The following is a 20,614-nucleotide window of genomic DNA, read 5'->3' as shown; positions in this document are numbered from 1 at the left end:
TCCCTCTGTCTCGAATTTATTATTCGGGTTGTGATAGCTATTGCTATCCCCTACACATTCTTGGTTTGTTCTTTGTTTAGTTTTCAATGAGCTTTCGTTGCCGCTTGTGACAACTCCTATATATTACTCCAAGCTTTTAAGTTTGTCAACATCTTTTTTTAGATTTTTTAAAACTTTTTTCGCTCGTTCGTGTTCTCTCCTGAGAACTCCCTTATACTATCATCCTTTATGTTGTCAGTCAATACTTTTTCGAATTTTTTTTGAAATTTCGAAAAAATATTTTCGTCGAGAATTTTTATGAGCGCTATCGCTCCTATTAAGCTTTTAATTTATAACGTTATTGCTATTGAATAACTCTAAATAAAACTTTTCCCCATTTTCGATTTCCTAATTAATTATACACAAGACATATCTCACCCTAGATATACACTGATATAAATATTCAACTATTTCTAGCCAAATGTACCAAATTGAAATTTGCATCGTCTTAACTAATTTCAATCTGGAACGTTCAGCTTTTATATTTTAGGAAGTTTTTATGAACAATTATCAGGAACTCATTACTCGATTTTTTAATTTACCCGTTTATCGTATTCAGTCAATTGATTCTAGCCCTCATGATGTAATTCGGTGTTTCCTTTTGGATAGTATTCATCATTGTCCATTTTGCTTTAACTCTGACTTTCATAGTAAAGGCTATTACTCTATATTATAAAGGAATATCAACAATCGAATGTTTTATGTTCTTAAATAAGGAGTTAAGAGAATCTTAATTAACAATCATCTATTCATTATCACGAACGTTCTATAAGAAATGCAGAAAACCATCGTAAAATTTCACGATGGTTTTTCTGCTTTATTCCCCAATTGTTGTCGGGGGACTCCCCATTCTCTGTTGCCAACATCTTGCGGGACCCCACAAGATGTCGGAGAATCCTTTAATTCAATCAAAAATTTAACGTAAATATTTTATTATTGGTCTTATCATCTCAAAAATCCTCAACGTCTTACTTGTTCTGGATAATCATTTCAAATGAATTGATAACAATTCGTGTTTCTACTCCCTATCTCCTAAGGTAAAAACAATTTACTAGGATACGTTCCAAATATTTTGTTATATTGGACTTGCATATATTCTTGATATAATTTTGTATCAATCGTTTCAGAATACTTATCAATTTTCTCTTTAAAGCCCCATGTCGTATAAACAGGATATTCTTCCATTACATCTATTAAAAACTGATAATACGAATTAATCGGTAAAGGATTATCGCTATTTTTCAATTTAGAAAGTAAGGTTGGAATAATAAAATTAGGACTGAGAATGGTATTTTGCTCTTCTGAAATATCGAAGTTTGCCCATAGAACAAATGGGGTACGATAACGATCTGAATACGGTAAATTCTCCATAAATTTTGAATAAAACCCTTGTGATAGCGTTGGTTGATGATCTCCATACATGATAACGATTGTAGGTTCATCTATCTTTTGAAAATAATTAATCAATTCTTCAAATGCATTATCAGTCTTTTTCATTAGAGTAAAATATACTTCTTCTTCCAATGCATTTTCCATATTGATTCCTACTTCGGTTTGATAGTCTTGCGTTTGATAGCCGCCATGCCCCTGCATTGTAACAGCAAATGCGAAAAGTGGTTGATCATCTTTTTGCTTATGCAGTTCCATTATTCCTTTGAATAGCGACTCATCTGAAACAAATGAACGCTCAAAGTTCACATCTGCAATATCATCAATTGGAGTATCATTATCTAAAAAATACACCTTGTCAAAACCTAAATAATGATACACATCGAATCGATTATAATTATCTTTTGAAAAAGGGTGCATACCTACAGTTAAATAACCTAAACTGTTTAAATAATCAACAATGCTATGACTGTCATTTTTTATTATTGTCTGAAATGGAAAAACATTTCTGATTCCAGATGCAAGTGTATTACTTGTCAAAACTTCATACTCCGTATTAGCAGTTCCGCCACCTTGTACAGAAACATACAAAGAACCTTTCACCGTATTGTCTACTAATGAATTTTCGAAACGAAAAGGATCTTCAGAAAATTTTAAATCTTTGACAGGTGAATAGTCTGCCTGAGATTCATTTTGAATAATAATAATATTTGGCCACTTTTTATTATGTGGTTCAAAATTCTTATATTGCGAAAGTATATTGGATACATTCTCCTCTGAATACCCCTTTGGTTTTTCTATTTTTTCATTTTCTCTATATTTCAAATGAGATAATAGAAACCCATTTGAACGATAAACATCTTGCATTCTCCAATAACTAAGATGAATATCATTTTTAGATACTATCGTTGTAATAGAAAAGTAACTAAAGAACGAGATTATCACAAAACATAATATAGTCTTTAGCTTAAATTTATTCTGTCTCACTTCCAACTTATATCTAGTGGTAATGAGCATTAACATCATAATTAAAAACAAAGCATAAGTTATGACCATAATATGTTGCTCTTCAAGAGTTATATGATAATTATTCGCAATTGTTCCAAACATTTTCAATTGTTTTAGGAATTGCATCGAAATAACTTGTCCACGATAAAAAATCATTCTATCATTTATAATACCCAACATTGCAGATAACATGAAAGTCATAATCGAAAATAACTTAAATAATCTTGAACTCACTACAGTAGGCAGTAATATTAAAAATAATATACAGACATTGATACTTAGTTTACCTGGAAACATATAATTAACATTAGAATATCCAGATTCAATTAGACGTGTCGAACAGATTGCTACCAACGCCATCAACATTAAGTGATACCCTATTTTTACATATGTTCTATTATTCAGAATACCGACTGTAGCCAATACTTTATTCATAATATATAAAGCAAACTCCAAAAATAGCATTAAACAAATGATGCTTTTCTTAGAAAGGTATTCACCACCTAAAAATTTAACAGATTGAACATCGCCCAATAAATAAGTTGAAATCAAAATGCTCAAAATTAACAGCGATAAAATACTTAACGAAAATAATTCTTTCACCCTTATGTTTTCATATACTTTCTTTGTAAAGAAAAGATAGGTCATGATACCCGCAATGAGATATATCAAATAAAACAGATAGTTTTTTTTCGTAATAGCCAAGCTTTTTGGTAAATCTATTTGGAAACTTTCCCAGCCCCAATCCTCACTAAACGAGTCAATTCGCTGGTATTCCTTTCCATCGACTAGAATTACTATTTCTCCCATAAATATATCTTTAAAATACTCAAAAGAAATTTTTTCTATTGTAGAAACTTTAATACTTATGCTCGAATCTGTTTCATCTGCTTTCCAAATTACCCCTAATTTATTCTCATTCATTTCGCTTGAAAAATTTTCTTGCGTAGAATTAAACTGGGTTATTTCACGATTATTAATATAAATGTCTTTCAGCCATTGTCGAGAGCGATGTTCTTTTTCTTTTGAAACAATTGTCACTTCATTGGCAGATAGACCGCTATGAAAATAGGGTCGCAAAACATAAAGAGATGCCCCAAACAAAATAAAAATATTTATCATTATTGTTACGCGCAATAGTGAATAAAATAATTGATTTTTATTTTGAATCTTCTTAAGTAGAGAAAGCAAATTCATGTTAAGTATTTTGCGAACATTTCCTAGCACATTAGTTCAGCTCCTTATGAACCATATTCAACGCCACACCAATCACTTGGTGCATATCATAATAACGGTATTGTCCTAATCGTCCACCGAATATCACTTGTTCTTGTGACTTCGCTAAAGCATCGTATTTTGCATACAACGCATTGTTCTGCTCATTATTAATTGGATAATAAGCATCTTCTTCTGTCGTCCAGTGATGCGGATATTCTCGAGTAATCACCGTTTTCGGTTGTGTACCAAACTCGAAATGCTTATGCTCAATAATTCGTGTATATGGTGTTTCAGCATCTGTATAATTGACAACGGCATTCCCTTGATAATTTTCCATATCCAACACCTCTGTTTCAAAGCGTAAACTACGATACTCCAATACGCCAAACTGGTAATCAAAGTATTCGTCAATCATTCCAGTGTAAACAATGCGTAGATACTCCGCTAAATAGTGAGCTTTATTAGCAAAAAAGTCTGTATTCAATTCCACTGTAATATTCTCATGTGCTAACATCTTCTCAATTATCGCTGTATAGCCACCGACTGGAATTCCTTGATAACGATCATTAAAATAGTTATTATCATAAGTAAATCGTACCGGCAAACGACGAATAATAAATGCCGGTAACTCCGTAGCTTTTTTACCCCATTGTTTTTCCGTATAGCCCTTGATTAACTTTTCATAAATATCCGGCCCTACTAATGAAATAGCTTGCTCTTCTAAGTTTGCTGGTCGTTTTATCGCATAATTAGCTTTCTGTTCTTCAATCTTCTCTTTTGCCTCTTGTGGTGTTTTAACTCCCCACAATTTTGAAAAAGTATTCATGTTAAATGGTAAATTATAGATTTCACCATTATAATTCGCAATCGGTGCATTGATATAGTGATTAAATTCAGCAAATTGATTGATGTAATCCCAAATCTCTTTATCGCTCGTATGAAAAATATGTGCCCCATACTGATGAACTTGAATCCCCTCAACTTCTTTAGTGTAAATGTTCCCAGCTATATGGTCACGTTTTTCAATCACTTTAACAGTTTTACCAGCCTTTGCCATTTCATGGGCAAAGACAGCTCCGAATAAACCTGCACCTACTACTAAATAATCTGCTTTCATTCTATACTCCTCTATCTTTTTTAACTAACTTAGTAAATATTTTCAACAAAATATTCATCGTCATATTTTCTTTCATTATTAACAATATTACTCCATAGACTCCAAAAAATACCATAGCATTCATTATCATTTTAACAATCAACAATTTGGGCATTATAAAATAATTCATGAATATCTCAGCTAAAAATGCACCAATATTTGCTAAGAGTAAGGCATTCCATTTTTGATGAATCATCAATAGTGAAAAAGTATCTGATAACACATAAATTTGATAAATCACCACAATTAACTCGGCTATCAAAGTTCCTATTGCAGCACCAGTCGCACCTAACATCGGAATAAAAATAGCATTAAAAATCAAGTTCACTACCGCTCCTAACGCAACAGAACGTAAAACTTCATTTTCTCGTTGTAATGGCACTAAAATTTGAATTCCCAATAAATTTGAAATACCAATCAATAACACCGTAGGCATTATCACTTGCATCGGAATCACAGCATCTATAAAAGTTTCTCCCGATAAAATCAATATCGTTTCTTTGGCATTTAATATAAAGAATACCGTAATAGGAATCGCTAACCATATAATAAAATTAAAGGATTTAATTGCTAAATCATTAAATTTATTTCGTTCATTTTTTTCAATATAGTAAGAAAGACGTGGCAATAACACTGCACCTAACGATGTCACTAAACTCGTTAAAATAGTCTTACTTTTTACAGCAGCAGTATAATATCCTACATCATAATCGCCTTTCATAAAGCCAATCATCACCGTATCTAAGTGAGTATAGATAGTAGCTGCTATTGACATCATAAAAAAGCGAAAAATAGAGGGAAGATGCTGCTTAAAATCATATTTCCCTCTATATCTAAGCGTCGTATATTTTCTAATGTTAATAAAATTATAGACATTAGAACCTGCTGTTGCAAAAATATTAATAATGCCATACTTTATATAATCTTCTTTACTTCGAACATATATAAACATTAGTATAACTGAAATCAGTTTAAAAAAGATTGAACGGATAGTTATGTATCGATATTCTTCTAACCCTTTATATAGCCATTCAATACCAATAACATTTAAAAACAATAACGTCCCATTTATCACAAAAAGCGTAAAGTCTTGATTAAATTTTGGAACAGTAAAAATAGCAATCACATAGATAATACTTACAAATAACATTGCGATACTATTGATGATTAATATTTCTTGAACTGTTTTCGCTAATAATTTTTGGTCATCACGAACTTTTGCGACAGCTCTGATTCCATACGTTGGTATTCCTAGCATTCCAAACATCATAAAATAGGTAACCACAGCCGTCACAAAATTAATTCTTCCAATCCCTACCGGTGAAAGTACACGAGAAACATAAGGAAATGTTATTAATGGAAAGATAAATGTTGAAATCGTTAAGATAAAATTCATCACAAAATTAATCGTAATGGATTTATTTTTTTGCACCATTATTTTGCACCTCTACCAGCTAAAACTACCTTAATTGTTAAAAATAAAATTTTTATATCTCTCCAAATCGTCCAATTCGTAATGTACTCAACATCTAGTTTGACTACCTTATCAAAATCAGTAATCTCACTGCGACCACTAACTTGCCATAATCCAGTAATGCCTGGTTTAAAGCTTAATCTTCTTTTTTGTTGTGGAGTATACTGTTCATATTCTTCAACAGTAGGCGGTCTTGTCCCTACCAAGCTCATGTCTCCTTTTAATACATTATAAAACTGGGGTAGTTCATCTAAACTAGTCTTACGCAAAAAACTTCCCACTCTCGTTACTCGAGGGTCATTATCCATTTTAAACATTAGACCTTTCATCTGATTACTACTTTGTAGCTTATTCTTCACTTCATCTGCATCAAGATACATCGAGCGAAATTTATAAAAATTAAAACGTCTTCCATTTTTCCCTACTCTTTCTTGAACGAAAAATGGTGAACCTGGACTATCAAACATAATCAACGGAATAATAATCATACTTACACACATAGTAATCAACAAACCAACTAAAGCCCCTACACAATCCATCATTCTCTTAGCAAAAACGTGCAAAGGTTTATAGAAAGTATGGGATAACGTCAACACATTGAATTTTGACAATTTAGTAATTTTCTTATCCGCATCTGACTCAAAATCAAAATAAGGTATATTTAAACTAATGTCTATACCTAAAAGTTCCAAATCTCTTACATATTTTTCGATTGCACTATTTGATGTTGATTTTAAATTAATGAGAACTTCATCGACTACATTTTTTGTCACATACTCCATCATATTATGGACTCTTACATAATTTGCGTTAGGAAACTTTGCTCGAATTTTTTTGACTGTATCCGCATCTTCATCAAACAATGTAAATCCTTTTAGTTCTCCATCTAATGTATTACTAAAATCTAATCGCTCAATAATTTCATCTGCTTTGTCAGATTCTAAAATGACAAATACTTTCTTTGAATTAAGTGAAAATATTTTTTGTTTCATATAATACCTAACGAACAAATGAATTAGAAAAATAAAGATACCATTCAATATACTGATTAGTAGCATTCCCCGTCTAGAAATATGTATAAAACTTTTTGAAAAGAATATTACAATCGACAACACTAAAGAAAAAATTAGAGAATATCCCATTACGGTCTTTACTTCCTGAGTTATTTTTCTCCTACGAAAATGCTTATATGTATTACCTACATAGAAAGCCACGAAATGAATTAAATACACAATGATAATATCATTGAATTCAAATTCTGCATTCGTAAATAACGAAGTGATATATCCAGCAATGGTGACTGCAATTAAATCCATAGCGGATACAATAAACCGTTCAATTTCACGAGTTTTTGTGTACAATAAACTCCCTCCTAATTTTCGCTTACTCTATTTCGAGGTTCTCTCTTAGTTGATTTTTTACTGATAATAACGAATCTTCATTTATTTGCTCATAGTAAATATCATTCAACATTAATGGAGCACCTTTTAATTGTAAGATATTCAAATTTTTTAAAATAGCAGGAACATCACCTAGCATTGACTGAACATCACCTAGCTTGACATTAGTTCCTACATATTTTTCAACTACTGACATATATGAACCTAAATTAGCGATAGCATTAACATTGACTACTTTCTCTGCAATCGCACCTAATACTTGTCTTGCACGTTCTTGACGCCCATAATCTCCCTTTTCAGTATAACGATTTCGAATATATTGGAGTGCAGTAGACCCGTCCATATCCTGTGATTCGCCTTCAACAAAGAAATAACCCTCTTGTTCGAACGTTTCTAGTGGCGTAAGCGTAATTCCTCCAATAAGATTGATGATTTCTGTAAAACCACCCATATCTACTGTTACATAGTAATCTATCGGAATATCCAACAATTTCTGTACACTATTAATCATCATCGAAATACCGCCATAGGCATATGCATGATTAATTTTATCTTTCTCTCCACGTCCTACTAGTTCCGTATAAGTATCACGTGGGATACTTGTCATAATCCCTTTTTTCGTCTTTGGATTTAAAGTTAGAACTAGCACAATATCGGGTCTTCCATTATCTGTCCGCTCAAATTCACCCGTATCAAGCCCTAACATCAAAATACTTATTGAATCATGCCCCACTTTCACATCTTCTTTACGAACATCAACAACTTCTTTTAATTCTACTTCGGATTTAGATTGTAATGCATTAAAGGTTTTAGAAACATGATAGTACGAGTATAATAATACTCCTCCTGAAATTAAAAAAAGTGTCAAGAAAATTGAAAAAATTATTTTGATTACTCTGCTTTTTTTGCGTTTTTTTCGTTTTGATTGCACAGCAAAATATTCTTTTCGACTAATATGAGCCATAATATCCTCCCTCTAAAAACTTTCTGTATATTTTTTCTTCATGAGCTTTGCCAATAAAAATCTATATATTTTATATACCCAATTAATTTTCCCTTCATATTTGTAAGGTGCTTCGATGATAGAATAACCTGTTTTCTTTAACCAAACATTAAAGAGTAACTCACTAAGTCTGCCTACATATCGTTTTTCAAATTCAGTCATTCCCTTATTCCCTATAATCTTATAGGCATCATCTAAAATTGGAAATAACCATTCACAATATTCATCGCTAATCTTTTTATTCGCAATAAACATATTATACATATACCCACCAGTTTGTTGCATTACCTCATTGAATACATGGATATCTGACGGATAATTCGTCATAATAATATTCCTCAGCACATCAATATGCGAATCATTCAAGGTATTGGAATAATGACTTTCGAGTGTTTCAATATAGTAATTTGTTTTTTTAGGGACGACGATGTCTTTACTTTCTAATAATTTCACGATTGAATCTGCGTCTAAAACTCTATCTAACAATTCTTTCGCAGACTTATTTTTCACAAAAAATCTCCGATAATGTACTAAACCTAATATATCTGTCTCTAAATTTTTCCACGCCCAATAAAGACCTGTTAATTCGCTATAATATGGATTCAATTCTGATATATTCTCTCCATCATCATCTCTTTGATATTCTGTTTTAATTTTATCATTAATTTTACTACCACATTGAACAAGTAAATAACCTTGTAATTTTGGCAAATTCACTTGCCTATGTGTTGCAATTAGTATGTTAATTTTCAACTTTCATACTCCAATTCTTTATCGTAATCTTCTTCTTCAAAAACACCAGCATCAACCAGATAATGATAGATAACATCGTCCAGATACGAGTGAAAAAAGGCACTATCAGCTAAATGTGGAGTGTTTTTCCACTCCACTATTGTCAAATACGGATACTTTGTTACAACACCTTCCTCATTCTCGACCGAAATAATCTTGTTCATAATATCTACTTTAATTTTATATGTTACTGAATAATCTTTATTTAATTCATAGCTTAAAATTCGAAGTTTTATTTCCCAATTATCATTTTGCTGTTTACTCCATATGATTTCCCCATCAGACATTGTGGCAATCATCGTACTACTCATCCTTATCATCTTAGGTGTAACAACAAAGAATAATAATTGTAAAGGAAAATTGGTTTTTGTCGGATACCACAAGAGTCCCATTCGAATATCTTCAACACGATTAAATTTTTCACCAATAGCATTCACTATTGGATTGATTTTTGGATATAGTCCCTTTTTAATTTTTTCAATAACTTTCATTTTTACCTCTTAATTAGATATTTTGTCAATTGTTTAAGTAGAAGACATACTGTTACGATAATCATACAATACCCTATAACCGCAAATGTAAACGTCCATTCTGAATGCGAAATGTTTTCAAAGAAAAAATGTTGATTCAGCAGAATATCCAATATGATAGAATGCAGCCAATAAATAAACACAGACCCTCTATCTAACAATACAATACCACGTTTCCTCATAGTTTGACCAGCTGTTTTGCGTTCGATTGTCGCTTCAATTATAATGAACATAGCAACTGAAGCGCTGCATAAAAGTGCACTATTATACCAAACTTTAAAAATATAATCAGTATTTAACGAATAATATTGCATCCATACTAATATTGTCAAAGTCATAGTAAATACTATACTCATATATACCTGCCTGCGCTTTGCCCCCTCTTTTAGTTTTTTTAGACACCCTCCTAATAATAAATAAAATAGATAGCTACCTACGCCATCAAATGTGATGGAGACTGTCAAGGGTTTCATTCCATTCATTAATAACATTTGATTCAAATCTGTGACAAGAAAACTATAGACAAATACTGGGGCTAGAATCATTCCCAATTCTCTCGAATTCAAGACCTGAAAGCCTTTCGCAATCAACGGAAGAATTAAATAAACACCAATAATTATTGGCATGTACCAAGTTTGTATTGCTGGTAATTTGGCCAAAAAGAAAAACATTTTTATAATATTCATCCAATCATAGGATACTCCTTTAAATATATCATAAAGCAACAATACAGAAATTCCCATCCATGTACTTATGATTAATGAAAAGACATATTTTTTAAAATATTTTTTTATATCATTGTAAATATCTGTTCTATCCAGCATTAAATAACCTGTTAACATCAAAAAAAGCGGCACACCTAATCTTCCTAATGTAAAAAACAGAACGGATAATAGATAGGTTTTACTCTCAGGATATATTATCATAATCCCTTCTGTTACATGGACTAGTACAACCATAATTATAGCTACTGCCCGAATACATTCCAGAGAATACTTTCTTCTCATTGTTTTTCTCCTATCAAATTAAAAATCTAAAAGAAAACCGGGTAAAACACATTATCAACAATACATCAAAACAAAAATACTTATATCATCGTACTCTATTATTTGTATTCAATGCTGAATGCTTTTACCCAGTTCAATTGATTAATTATGGTAATACATTTTCTTTTCTAAATGAGATAGCTTTTGAGCCATACGCCTCATACTGCCATTTTAATTTAGAATACGCAAAATGATTATTTCGAGTTCCACCATACCAATGTTCCTGATGGAAAAATCCAGTACTATTATACCCTGTGAGTAGTATCGAATGATAGTCCTTACTACCATAAAACGTACCACGTTCTCCGTTCAATCGGATATTTGGAGCTGCCCAAGCATAATAAATCTGCACAGTATTTCCACTAGCCAGTTCACGTTTAATATCCTCAAAACTAGCACCCGTCAAATCGACCGCATTAGGAACAAATTTCTTCACTACTGGAACTAATGCTTCTGGCCACATCGCTGAATAAACACCGCCTAAATTCCAATTATTAGTAATCGACGGATGACTTAGCATTCCTGTTCTAGGATCATCTGTACGTTTAATATGTTCAATCAAACTAAACGGTGTGACATTGCCTCCTGCTGAGTTAATACCACTCGCAGCACTTCTTAACCAGCATCCTGAATGCCAACTATCCTGCGCCAGACTGAACATCTTCCATTGCCCCTTGTCTAATTCAACATACGCCGGCAAGATTGGTCCAGTCTTATCTTTACGTACTAAATTACCTGTCGAATTAGATTGATACCAAACTCCTGCCTTTTCACTCTTAGACCACTTATTCACTGACATTTTACCACCGGCATTTTGTGGTTCAAAGAAGTACACTTTGTTTTGGTGGCGTAATAACACATCGAATTGTTGCACACCATTAATCCAATACCCATTCTTACCGAATGATTCTTCAATTAAACCATCAACGCCTACCTTATGCCAACGACCATCTCTATCACTTTGTACCCATTTGTTTTTAGCTATAATTCCTTTATTCGCTATCCCTTCGACATAAAATGAACCTTTCCCTGGAATTTCAACCACTTGATCAAATATTTGCTTTCCATCAACCCAGTAGCTATTTTCTGTTAAAGTGGATGAAATTCGTCCATTAGCACTTCCATAATGCCATTTTTTATCTTTAGAACTGTACACCCATTCATTAACAGCTAATTTACCTTTTGAATTCTTATCCTTAACATAGAAAAATCCAACTTTTGGAATTTCAATAATTTGATCGTAATATTGATTTTCATTTATAAAATAGCCATTTTCTCCTAATGTTGAAACTACCTTGCCATCATATGTTCCATAATACCATGTCTTTGTTTTTGAACTATACGCCCATTTATTAAGTGCCAACGCTCCATTGTCACTATATCCGCCAATAAAAAGCATTCCATGGTTCGGTATTTCGACCAATTCATCATACTGCTTTCTTCCTTTGACCCAGTACCCCTCTTTACCGATTGTCGCTGTTATCACACCATTTGCACCAGTTTGATGCCATTTTTGCTCTTTAGGACTATACACCCATTTATTCAATGATAAGCGTCCAGATTGATTATATCCCTCAACATAAAAGTATCCTATCTTTGGAACTTCAATAACTTGGTCAAATAATTGCTTTCCTTCGATCCAATATCCTGAATTACTTAATGTAGATGAAATACGACCATTGTAACTTCCATAATGCCATTTCTTTTCTTTGACACTATACGCCCACTCATTAATGGCCATTTTTCCCTTTTGACCTGCATCTTTAACATATAAAAAACCAAATTTTGGCACTTCAATAACTTGATCGAATTGTTGTTTACCATTAATAAAATAACCATCTTTATCTAATGTAGAAACTACCTTACCGTTCTCATTCCCGTAGTACCATCTATTATTTTTATTACTATACGACCATTCGTTAACAGCTAATTTCCCATTAGCAGCATATCCACCAACATAATATTCAGTTTTATCAGGCATTGTTATCACTTCATCGAATTTTTTTCGCCCATTTACCCAATATCCATTTTTTCCAAATGTCGCTGTTATCATGCCACTAGCATTAGATTGATGCCATTTTTGCTCTCTAGAACTGTATGCCCATTGATTAACAGACAGTTTACCACCCTTATCCCAATTTTGAACATAGTAGTAGCCTTTATCTTTAATCTCTACAACTACATCGGCATACTGAACACCAAATTTCCAATAACCATCTTTACTCAAGGTCGAAACTACAGTTCCATCATTCTGCCCATAATGCCATTTTTGTTCTTTTGTGCTATATGCCCAATTATTTCGAATTAATTGACCATTTAAACTTTTATCTCCAAAATAATAATACTTATCATCAGATACTTTTAGCACTGTATCAAACTTTTTCTCTCCATTTACCCAGTAGCCGTCATTGTTCATATGTGCTAAAACATTACCTTGTGCATCACGATATTCCCATTGCTGTTTTGCTGAATTTTCAATCCATTTATTTTGCTCAACAATACTTTCTTCAAATGAATCTGTTTCTTCATCTACATCTGATGCTGAACGAAATCCCGCTGAATAACGTACAGCATCTGTATTTTCAACCATTTCTGTATCATCATTTGATACACTTTCAGCGTCCACGGCAGCAGTTTCTACCGGTTCAATGGCTTCTATCTCTTCAGTACTATTTGTAAAATCATATCCTAAATCATTATCTTTTATTTCTTCAGCAGATACTTGATGAACAAACGACAGTGCATAAGCACAAGTTGTCAAAACGACTGCATTTCTTAATTGTAATTTTTTCATAAGGCTCTCCCCTAAAACATTTATCAATTATATATTTTATCAAATATTTACCTATTTGACTACTTTTTTATAAAATATTCGCTCAGGACAAAAAGTAAGAAATTCTAACAAGTCGCCGAACAAAAACGTTGCTAAATCAACATTTACAATTCAATTAGATAAAATGTATAAACTCTCTGTCTAACATCTTTTAATCATGTTGAAGAGTCTTTGCATTAAATAAAAATCATACTGTCATCTATACCTAAAATTAACCAAACAAACTCAGAAAATATACTTTTATATTTCAAACAAACTCTATCCAATTGCGAAAAGCAGCGCTGTAATATCTATATCTCAATTCATTAAAATGTTTTCAATTTCTCTTACCATATGCGTCACATCCAACTTATTTATTAAGTTGACATCAAGTGGTTTTCGTTGCATTAATAAAACATTATTCATCCATATATCGCTATCATCCAACGACACAGCAGCTGCATTATCCGATAAAAATGCTTTCTTATCAATATTATTAGATGCAACAACAGGCAAACCATTCAATTGAGCTTCCAACATCGCTAAAGGAATCCCTTCATACAAGGACGGAAAAACAAAAACGTCCATCGCATGATAGTAATCCTGTGGATTCGGCACCGAACCAACTAATATTACAGCTTGCTCTAAATGATACTGTTTAATTAAATTTTCTAACTTAAGACGTTCATCACCTTCACCAATCAACATTAACTTTATATTGCTATCTTTATTCATGCGATTCATTAATTCTAATAAAAACACTTGATTTTTTTCCCTAGATAAACGCCCCACATGTCCTAACAATAGGTCGTCTTCCTGAATACCTAGTTCTTTTCTTAAAGACGCTCGTTTCAAAGGTGAAAATTCATACTCATTGACAGCAATACCATTTTCAATAATTTTATAATCGGTTAAATATAAGGATTGTCCAGCTTTTTCGCCCACAGCAATTCTATCGGTCGAAAATATTGCAATCAAAACTTTCATAAAAGCCTTATATAATTTTTGTTTCAATGAATCTTGAGAGCTTTCGCTTGAAGTATGACTATACACAACAATTTTCTTTACTCTGGCAATTCTACTCACAAACGATAAAAATCCCGCACTAGTATAAGTATGGATAATAACTGCATCATACTTTCCTTTTTTTAATAGCTGAAAAAATTTAATTAGAAACGACATAATGCTTGCTTTAGGGGGAGACATCATAATAACTTCTGCTCCTAAAGCAATTAGTTCTTCTTCATAGCCTCTCACTGTTTCTTCATAGATTAAAAAATCCATTTGTTTATATATTTTTCCATATCTCATTATATTAGCGGCTACATTTTCTAGCCCACCAATATTAAGACTTCCGGTAACTTGTAAAATTTTCATTCTTGTCCCCATATTAATTCCAATATATTATTTTCAATCAATTGATGAATAGTATAAAAATCATGCGCTTTCTTCATTTTATCAATTTCAAAATCTCTATATTCATATTTACGATAATTTTCGATGATTAATTTTCTTATGTCAGAACTTGGTATATTATCAATAAAACGAGTTGTTTTATGATTAACATATTCTGAAATAACCCCTCTGTTATTAATTAAAATAAATGCTCCATTTGCCATAGCCTCTAACATACTAATAGGCAAGGTTTCGTCTTTATATTGGGTAGGTAATATAAAATAATCAACGGTTTTCAAAAAACGCATTTTTTCAGCATTATAGACACCACCAATATAATGAACATTTTTTAATTCTCTAATTTGTTGCATGAATTGCTGTTTTGCCTCATCATCATAAAACTTTCCACAAAAATAAAATGCAAATGGGTCATCTTTCATATATTTCGCTAAATCTAACACTTCTAAATACCCTTTATCCTTAATCATATTTGAAAAATAAACAACTTTATTGCCTTTTTTCAAATCAAACTCCTCTTCACTAATAAAAAGTTCATCATTTATTGGATTCGGTATGTTATTAAATTTATTATCATCAATATACAACAACTCAAACATTTCTTTTTGCTTTTCGCCTAGTAATATGATTCGTGAAACTCGCTGATAAATAAAGCGATTAAGCCATAATAGCCACCGTTTCGACACAACAACATTACCAAAGTTACTATTATGAAAATGAGTAACGATTTTTTTACCCGAAATTAGTGCTATAAACAAATAGCCACTATCACGAACATTGCCCCACAAAGACCCAGCAGGTGTAAAATATATCACACTGGCATTAGAAAAGAATACTCGTATCAAATTAAGCAAATAATATTTATTATCCGTAATATCTAAGACCGAAACTTCCACATTCGCTTTTGCTCTCAAGAAAGAAATCACATCGTTAACGGCTTTACCTAATCCATTCCCTTTATCTTTAACTTGACTGACAATCATTATTTCGCTTAATTCTTGCTCTTGTCTTCTATCTTTGCATAGAACTCCTATCCAAAACGGATTATATATCGGATTGAAGAAATGATGTGCGACCATACCATGCAAACCAAAAATCAAAAGCAATAGTGCCAATTTAACATCTCGAGCAATTATTGCACGATAAATTAAGCTCCCTTGAAAAATAGCCATAGTAAGTGAATATACCCAACCAAATCGCAACACCATTTGAATATATGCATTATCAATGAAAGAATACGGAAGATTTGGACTAAAGTTCCCATACCCATTCATTTCAACAATTTGACCAAATGCCTTAATCGGATACGTCATCAAACTATTATGTCCTAATTGCAATCTGCCGGATAATACTTTATCTAATATTGCATAAAGCTGAATTTCAGAATTATAACAATATGCCATTAAAAGAGAAACAATCAAATATATCAGTGGCAAAAATGGAAGTAAATTAGCAATTTTTCCATTAAAATGTTTAGGCTTAACCACAACCATTGCACCTAGTAGCACTAAAATTAAGATAGTGTCTAATCTAGCGTCTACAAAAAAGAAAACTAAAGCTGCTAACGATACACCTAAAACGATTTTTTTCCATTGTTTTATCGGCAATAAATAACTAAATATGCCGTAAATATAGAATATTAAGCCCGAAAAATCAGTTGGATAGCCAATACCAAAAGCATAGCGAATTGTAATACCATTCTCACGATAATGTACTTCATTCTCAATTATGCCTAATAACGAAAACACGAAGATAATAAACACAATTGGTGCTAACTGATAAAACCAAACTTTTAAAATTTTTCGCAACTCAATTCCATGTGCTCCGATTGTTAGTAGCGAGTAATACAGTACAAATTTCTGTCCCCCAAGCAATACGACTAACATTGAAACAAGCAGTAAAAAAACACTGACTATTAACTTTGTTTTCGAAATATTTTTTACATATATATCCCAAACAATTTTAATCACCAATAATAGCATTGGAACTTTTGATAAAGGAGCTATCCAAGCTGGCAAGGACAAATTTGATATTAATAATAAATTGAGCGTTACAAATACAATAAAGGGTATGAAAAATAATCTTTCATACCATTGAGGTATTATATTGTTTATTCGATTAACAATACCCATTGACAACCCTCTATTTCTTTACTTTGACCTTATATCCATATGCTAATCCATGCCATAGCCACGAAAACTTAGATAGCAACTTATCTTTTTTACCAAACGGATTATTGTATGTGTATGCATGATGTTCTTTTAAATATTCTCTCAATAATTCGTATTTTTCCTTACCTTGCTTTGAATCTTCATTCAATAAGTAAATATTGGTTTGCGTTGCACATAAATCCGCAATTCTACGATTAACCATTTCTTCTTTTACCATACTCATTTCAGCATGATTAATGAACTCAACCAATGATTTTATCACTCGTTCATGCATTTTTTCGTTTTTAACATAACTTGCCATGCTCACACTTTGTCCTGCATTTCCCAAACGATACTGATATAATGGTGCATTCAAATAAGCAACTGTTTCAACATACTGTAATGGAAAAACGATATACTGCATATCGACATAGAAACAATGTTCGTACAGTTGAATCCCCTTATCTCTAAGCAATTCTGTTTTATAAACAATCGCATGCATAGCAGGAATCGCCCCAGTTTCTTTCAAAAACTCATCAATCGAAGTGATTTGTTTTTCTTTTACAGAAAGAACGCCGTCAACTTGACGCTGATTAGTTATTTCAAAGAAATTAACATATGGTGTCACTACTTGATCAACATCAATCTCTAATAAAAATCTGATTAGCTTTTCAAAATTGGGTGAATCAACGAAATCATCACCGTCTACAACTTTAAAATACTTTCCTTTTGCTACTTTAATCCCAGTATTAATCGTAGAACCATGTCCACCATTTTCTTTATTGATTAAGCGAACGACATTAGGATTAGTCTGTTCAAATTGTTCTCCAACCGTAGCCGTATAATCAGTTGAGCCGTCATTTACAATAATAATTTCAATGCATTCTTTTAATGAAGTATCAATATCTAGAAAGGTAGGAATTGTCTCCAATAAATACTCTGCACAATTGTAGCTTGGTATCACAACTGATAATATCTTGTTATTCAACGTTCTCACACTCATTTCTTACTGAATAATTTTTCTCAGCTCTGCTAATGAGTCTTCTCTAATAGCGTCAACATAGCCTAATCCGTCAGCAGTATAGCCGTCTCCAGCAAGTTGAAACTCAATTGGTGCGTACTCTGAATTAAAGTATTGTGCATATAAATCTTTAATTTGATCAAAATTCAAATCTGTATCAATAAATTTATAACGATTATTAAATAGTTCTTCATATTTACCAATGTTATTTTCAGAAATCAATTTTTCTCTTACTTTTATCAACATTTCACGCATTCTTGCTTGTCGAGCATAATCGCCACCTGAAGTAAAACGTTCACGCGCATACGCTAATGCATGCTCTCCGTCCAACTTTTGTTCAACATCTTTTTCAAAGAAAAATCTATTCCACCAGTTAAATGTCATCGGCGGTTTTACAGTTACCCCTCCAAGAGTATCAATGATATTAATAAAACCTGGCATATTTGCCACAACATAGTGGTCAAATTTCACATCTAACCACTCTTCAATTGTCTGTATCGTTAATTCTTTACCACCATAAGCAAAAGCGTGCGTTAATTTTTCTTCTCCTCTTCCAGGAATCGCAACTAAAGAATCTCTCGGAATAGAAGAAAATGTGATTGTTTTCGATTCTTCATCAATTGTCGCAATGACAATGGCATCAGACCGACTACCAACAAGTTCTTCTTTTCTATCACTTTCATACCCTGCATCAGACCCTAGTAATAATATATTTGTCTTTGCCTCAACTTTTCCTACAAAAAAACATAATGATAAGACTATCATCAAAATAACTCTCTTAAAATTCATCCTATATCTCCCTCTATCTCACTCATATGTACAAAACAGCTGTATATTTACAGTTTAATCAAAATCTTACTGAATATCAACGTAAATATTGTTTCATGATTCTATTTCATCATTCAATCCAACACCTAAAAAATATATTTATGCACTCTGCTATAAATAAAAATATAGTATTCTGAAAAAACTAAAAAAGCACTGACAGTTAAACCATCAGTACTTTAAAATTGGCTAATTTAGGTTAAATTAGTTCTCTTTTTTGAAGCGTGGAGCTACTAATACAGCACCAACAACTACAGACAATGTAGCTAATGCCAATGCACCTAATGTAGTAGTTTCACCAGTGTTTGGTAAAGCAGCTTTTTTAGATTCTTCTTTTTTAACTTCTACTTTTTTAGCTTCAGTTGTTGCTTTTTGAGCTGTTGTTGTTTCAGCTGGTTTAGCTTCATCTTTTTTAGCTTCAGTTGTTGTTTCTGCTTGAACAGTAGTTTCTGTCATTTCAGCTGTTGTTTCTGTCATTTCTGTCATTTCAACAGTTGTTTCTGTCATTTCTGTTTCAGTTGGAGCAACTTCTGGTGCCACTTCAGAACCTTCGATAAACGCAACTAATTTGTTTAATTTATCTTGATTAAGTAAGCTCTTATCAACTACAGAAGCATCTAAACTTTCAATGAAAGTTACAAGTGCATCTAATTTTTTCATATCTAATAAAGATTTGTTAATTGCTGAACTTTCACCATTTTCAAGAAAATCTACAAGTAGTGCTAATTTTCCTTTATTTAATAAAGCTTTATCAAGTCCTGAAACATCCCCATTTTCAAGGAATTGAACAAGTGCATCGATATCTTTTTGCGTAAATAATCCTTTGTTAATTGGGCTGTTACGATTAAGTAACCCTTTATTAATTGTGAATGGTGCTTCAGTTGTTGTCGTAGATGCTGGAGCTTCAGTTGTTTCACCTGAAATTGCTTTATTTAATTCATCTAATTTATTAAAAAACTGCTTGTTTTCACTTTCTGAAGTAGTTGCTTCAGTAGATGTTCCATCTAATTTTGGAAGCTCCTTATTTAACAAGCCTTTATTTATAATTGATCCTTCTTCAGCTGGTGTTTCAGTTGGTTTTGTATCTGGTGTTTCATCTGGTGTTTCATCTAAATTCAGCAAACCTCCACGTAATAACCCTGGATTTACAGCTGATTCTTCAGCACTTGCTTGAGTTGGATTAACGAAAGCTAAACCAGATAAAGCAATTGCACTAGCTAATAACATTTTCACTTTTTTTGATTGCATGTCTAATTCTCCTAACATTTTTATTTTTCGAGTCAATATTAAAGGCAAATTATCACCCACTAAGATAATTATCAGCCCCTATACTCAACA

At 32.2% G+C, this 20,614-nt stretch carries 14 protein-coding genes; all 14 read right to left on the bottom strand.

Features of this window, described 5'->3' with window-relative positions:
- Window positions 1-1,071: 1,071 nt before the first annotated feature.
- The gene (locus JDW14_01035) at window positions 1,072-3,516 is read right to left on the bottom strand and encodes an LTA synthase family protein (protein QQD65744.1); all 2,445 of its coding nucleotides are present in this window, start codon (window positions 3,514-3,516) and stop codon (window positions 1,072-1,074) included.
- A 148-nt stretch (window positions 3,517-3,664) separates the two neighbouring features.
- The gene (gene glf, locus JDW14_01030; protein QQD65743.1) at window positions 3,665-4,771 is read right to left on the bottom strand and encodes a UDP-galactopyranose mutase; all 1,107 of its coding nucleotides are present in this window, start codon (window positions 4,769-4,771) and stop codon (window positions 3,665-3,667) included.
- Window position 4,772: 1 nt separating this feature from the next.
- Window positions 4,773-6,245 (bottom strand): flippase, encoded by a 1,473-nt coding sequence (locus JDW14_01025; protein QQD65742.1) that lies wholly within the window; start codon window positions 6,243-6,245, stop codon window positions 4,773-4,775.
- Window positions 6,245-7,600 (bottom strand): sugar transferase, encoded by a 1,356-nt coding sequence (locus JDW14_01020; GenBank protein QQD66464.1) that lies wholly within the window; start codon window positions 7,598-7,600, stop codon window positions 6,245-6,247. The genes JDW14_01025 and JDW14_01020 overlap by 1 nt, the downstream gene beginning before the upstream one ends.
- Before the next feature lie 67 nt (window positions 7,601-7,667).
- Window positions 7,668-8,648 carry an LCP family protein gene (locus tag JDW14_01015; protein QQD65741.1) on the bottom strand — a complete coding sequence of 327 codons (981 nt, stop codon included), beginning with the start codon at window positions 8,646-8,648 and terminating at the stop codon, window positions 7,668-7,670.
- 12 nt (window positions 8,649-8,660) lie between these two features.
- The gene (locus tag JDW14_01010) at window positions 8,661-9,440 is read right to left on the bottom strand and encodes a DUF4422 domain-containing protein (protein QQD65740.1); all 780 of its coding nucleotides are present in this window, start codon (window positions 9,438-9,440) and stop codon (window positions 8,661-8,663) included.
- Entirely contained in the window at window positions 9,437-9,970 is a 534-nt protein-coding gene (locus tag JDW14_01005; GenBank protein QQD65739.1) for a hypothetical protein, read from the bottom strand. The genes JDW14_01010 and JDW14_01005 overlap by 4 nt, the downstream gene beginning before the upstream one ends.
- A 2-nt stretch (window positions 9,971-9,972) precedes the next feature.
- The gene (locus JDW14_01000) at window positions 9,973-11,016 is read right to left on the bottom strand and encodes an acyltransferase (GenBank protein ID QQD65738.1); all 1,044 of its coding nucleotides are present in this window, start codon (window positions 11,014-11,016) and stop codon (window positions 9,973-9,975) included.
- Window positions 11,017-11,161: 145 nt separating this feature from the next.
- Window positions 11,162-13,849, bottom strand: a complete 2,688-nt coding sequence (locus JDW14_00995; GenBank protein QQD65737.1) for a C39 family peptidase — start codon at window positions 13,847-13,849, stop codon at window positions 11,162-11,164.
- 336 nt (window positions 13,850-14,185) lie between these two features.
- Window positions 14,186-15,244, bottom strand: a complete 1,059-nt coding sequence (locus JDW14_00990; GenBank protein ID QQD65736.1) for a glycosyltransferase — start codon at window positions 15,242-15,244, stop codon at window positions 14,186-14,188.
- Window positions 15,241-17,088, bottom strand: a complete 1,848-nt coding sequence (locus tag JDW14_00985; protein ID QQD65735.1) for a glycosyltransferase family 4 protein — start codon at window positions 17,086-17,088, stop codon at window positions 15,241-15,243. Before JDW14_00985 ends, JDW14_00990 begins: the two co-directional genes overlap by 4 nt.
- A 334-nt stretch (window positions 17,089-17,422) precedes the next feature.
- Window positions 17,423-18,418 (bottom strand): glycosyltransferase family 2 protein, encoded by a 996-nt coding sequence (locus tag JDW14_00980; GenBank protein QQD65734.1) that lies wholly within the window; start codon window positions 18,416-18,418, stop codon window positions 17,423-17,425.
- An 18-nt stretch (window positions 18,419-18,436) separates the two neighbouring features.
- Complete coding sequence (locus JDW14_00975) at window positions 18,437-19,240, bottom strand: LCP family protein (GenBank protein QQD65733.1); 804 nt, start codon at window positions 19,238-19,240, stop codon at window positions 18,437-18,439.
- Window positions 19,241-19,480: 240 nt separating this feature from the next.
- The gene (locus JDW14_00970; protein QQD65732.1) at window positions 19,481-20,524 is read right to left on the bottom strand and encodes an LPXTG cell wall anchor domain-containing protein; all 1,044 of its coding nucleotides are present in this window, start codon (window positions 20,522-20,524) and stop codon (window positions 19,481-19,483) included.
- Window positions 20,525-20,614 lie beyond the last annotated feature (90 nt).

This window comes from Aerococcaceae bacterium zg-252, assembly GCA_016237705.1.
Classification (GTDB): domain Bacteria; phylum Bacillota; class Bacilli; order Lactobacillales; family Aerococcaceae; genus Globicatella; species Globicatella yangjingiae.
Note: the sequence above shows the minus strand (reverse complement) of the source record. Positions and strands in the feature narration are given on the sequence as shown.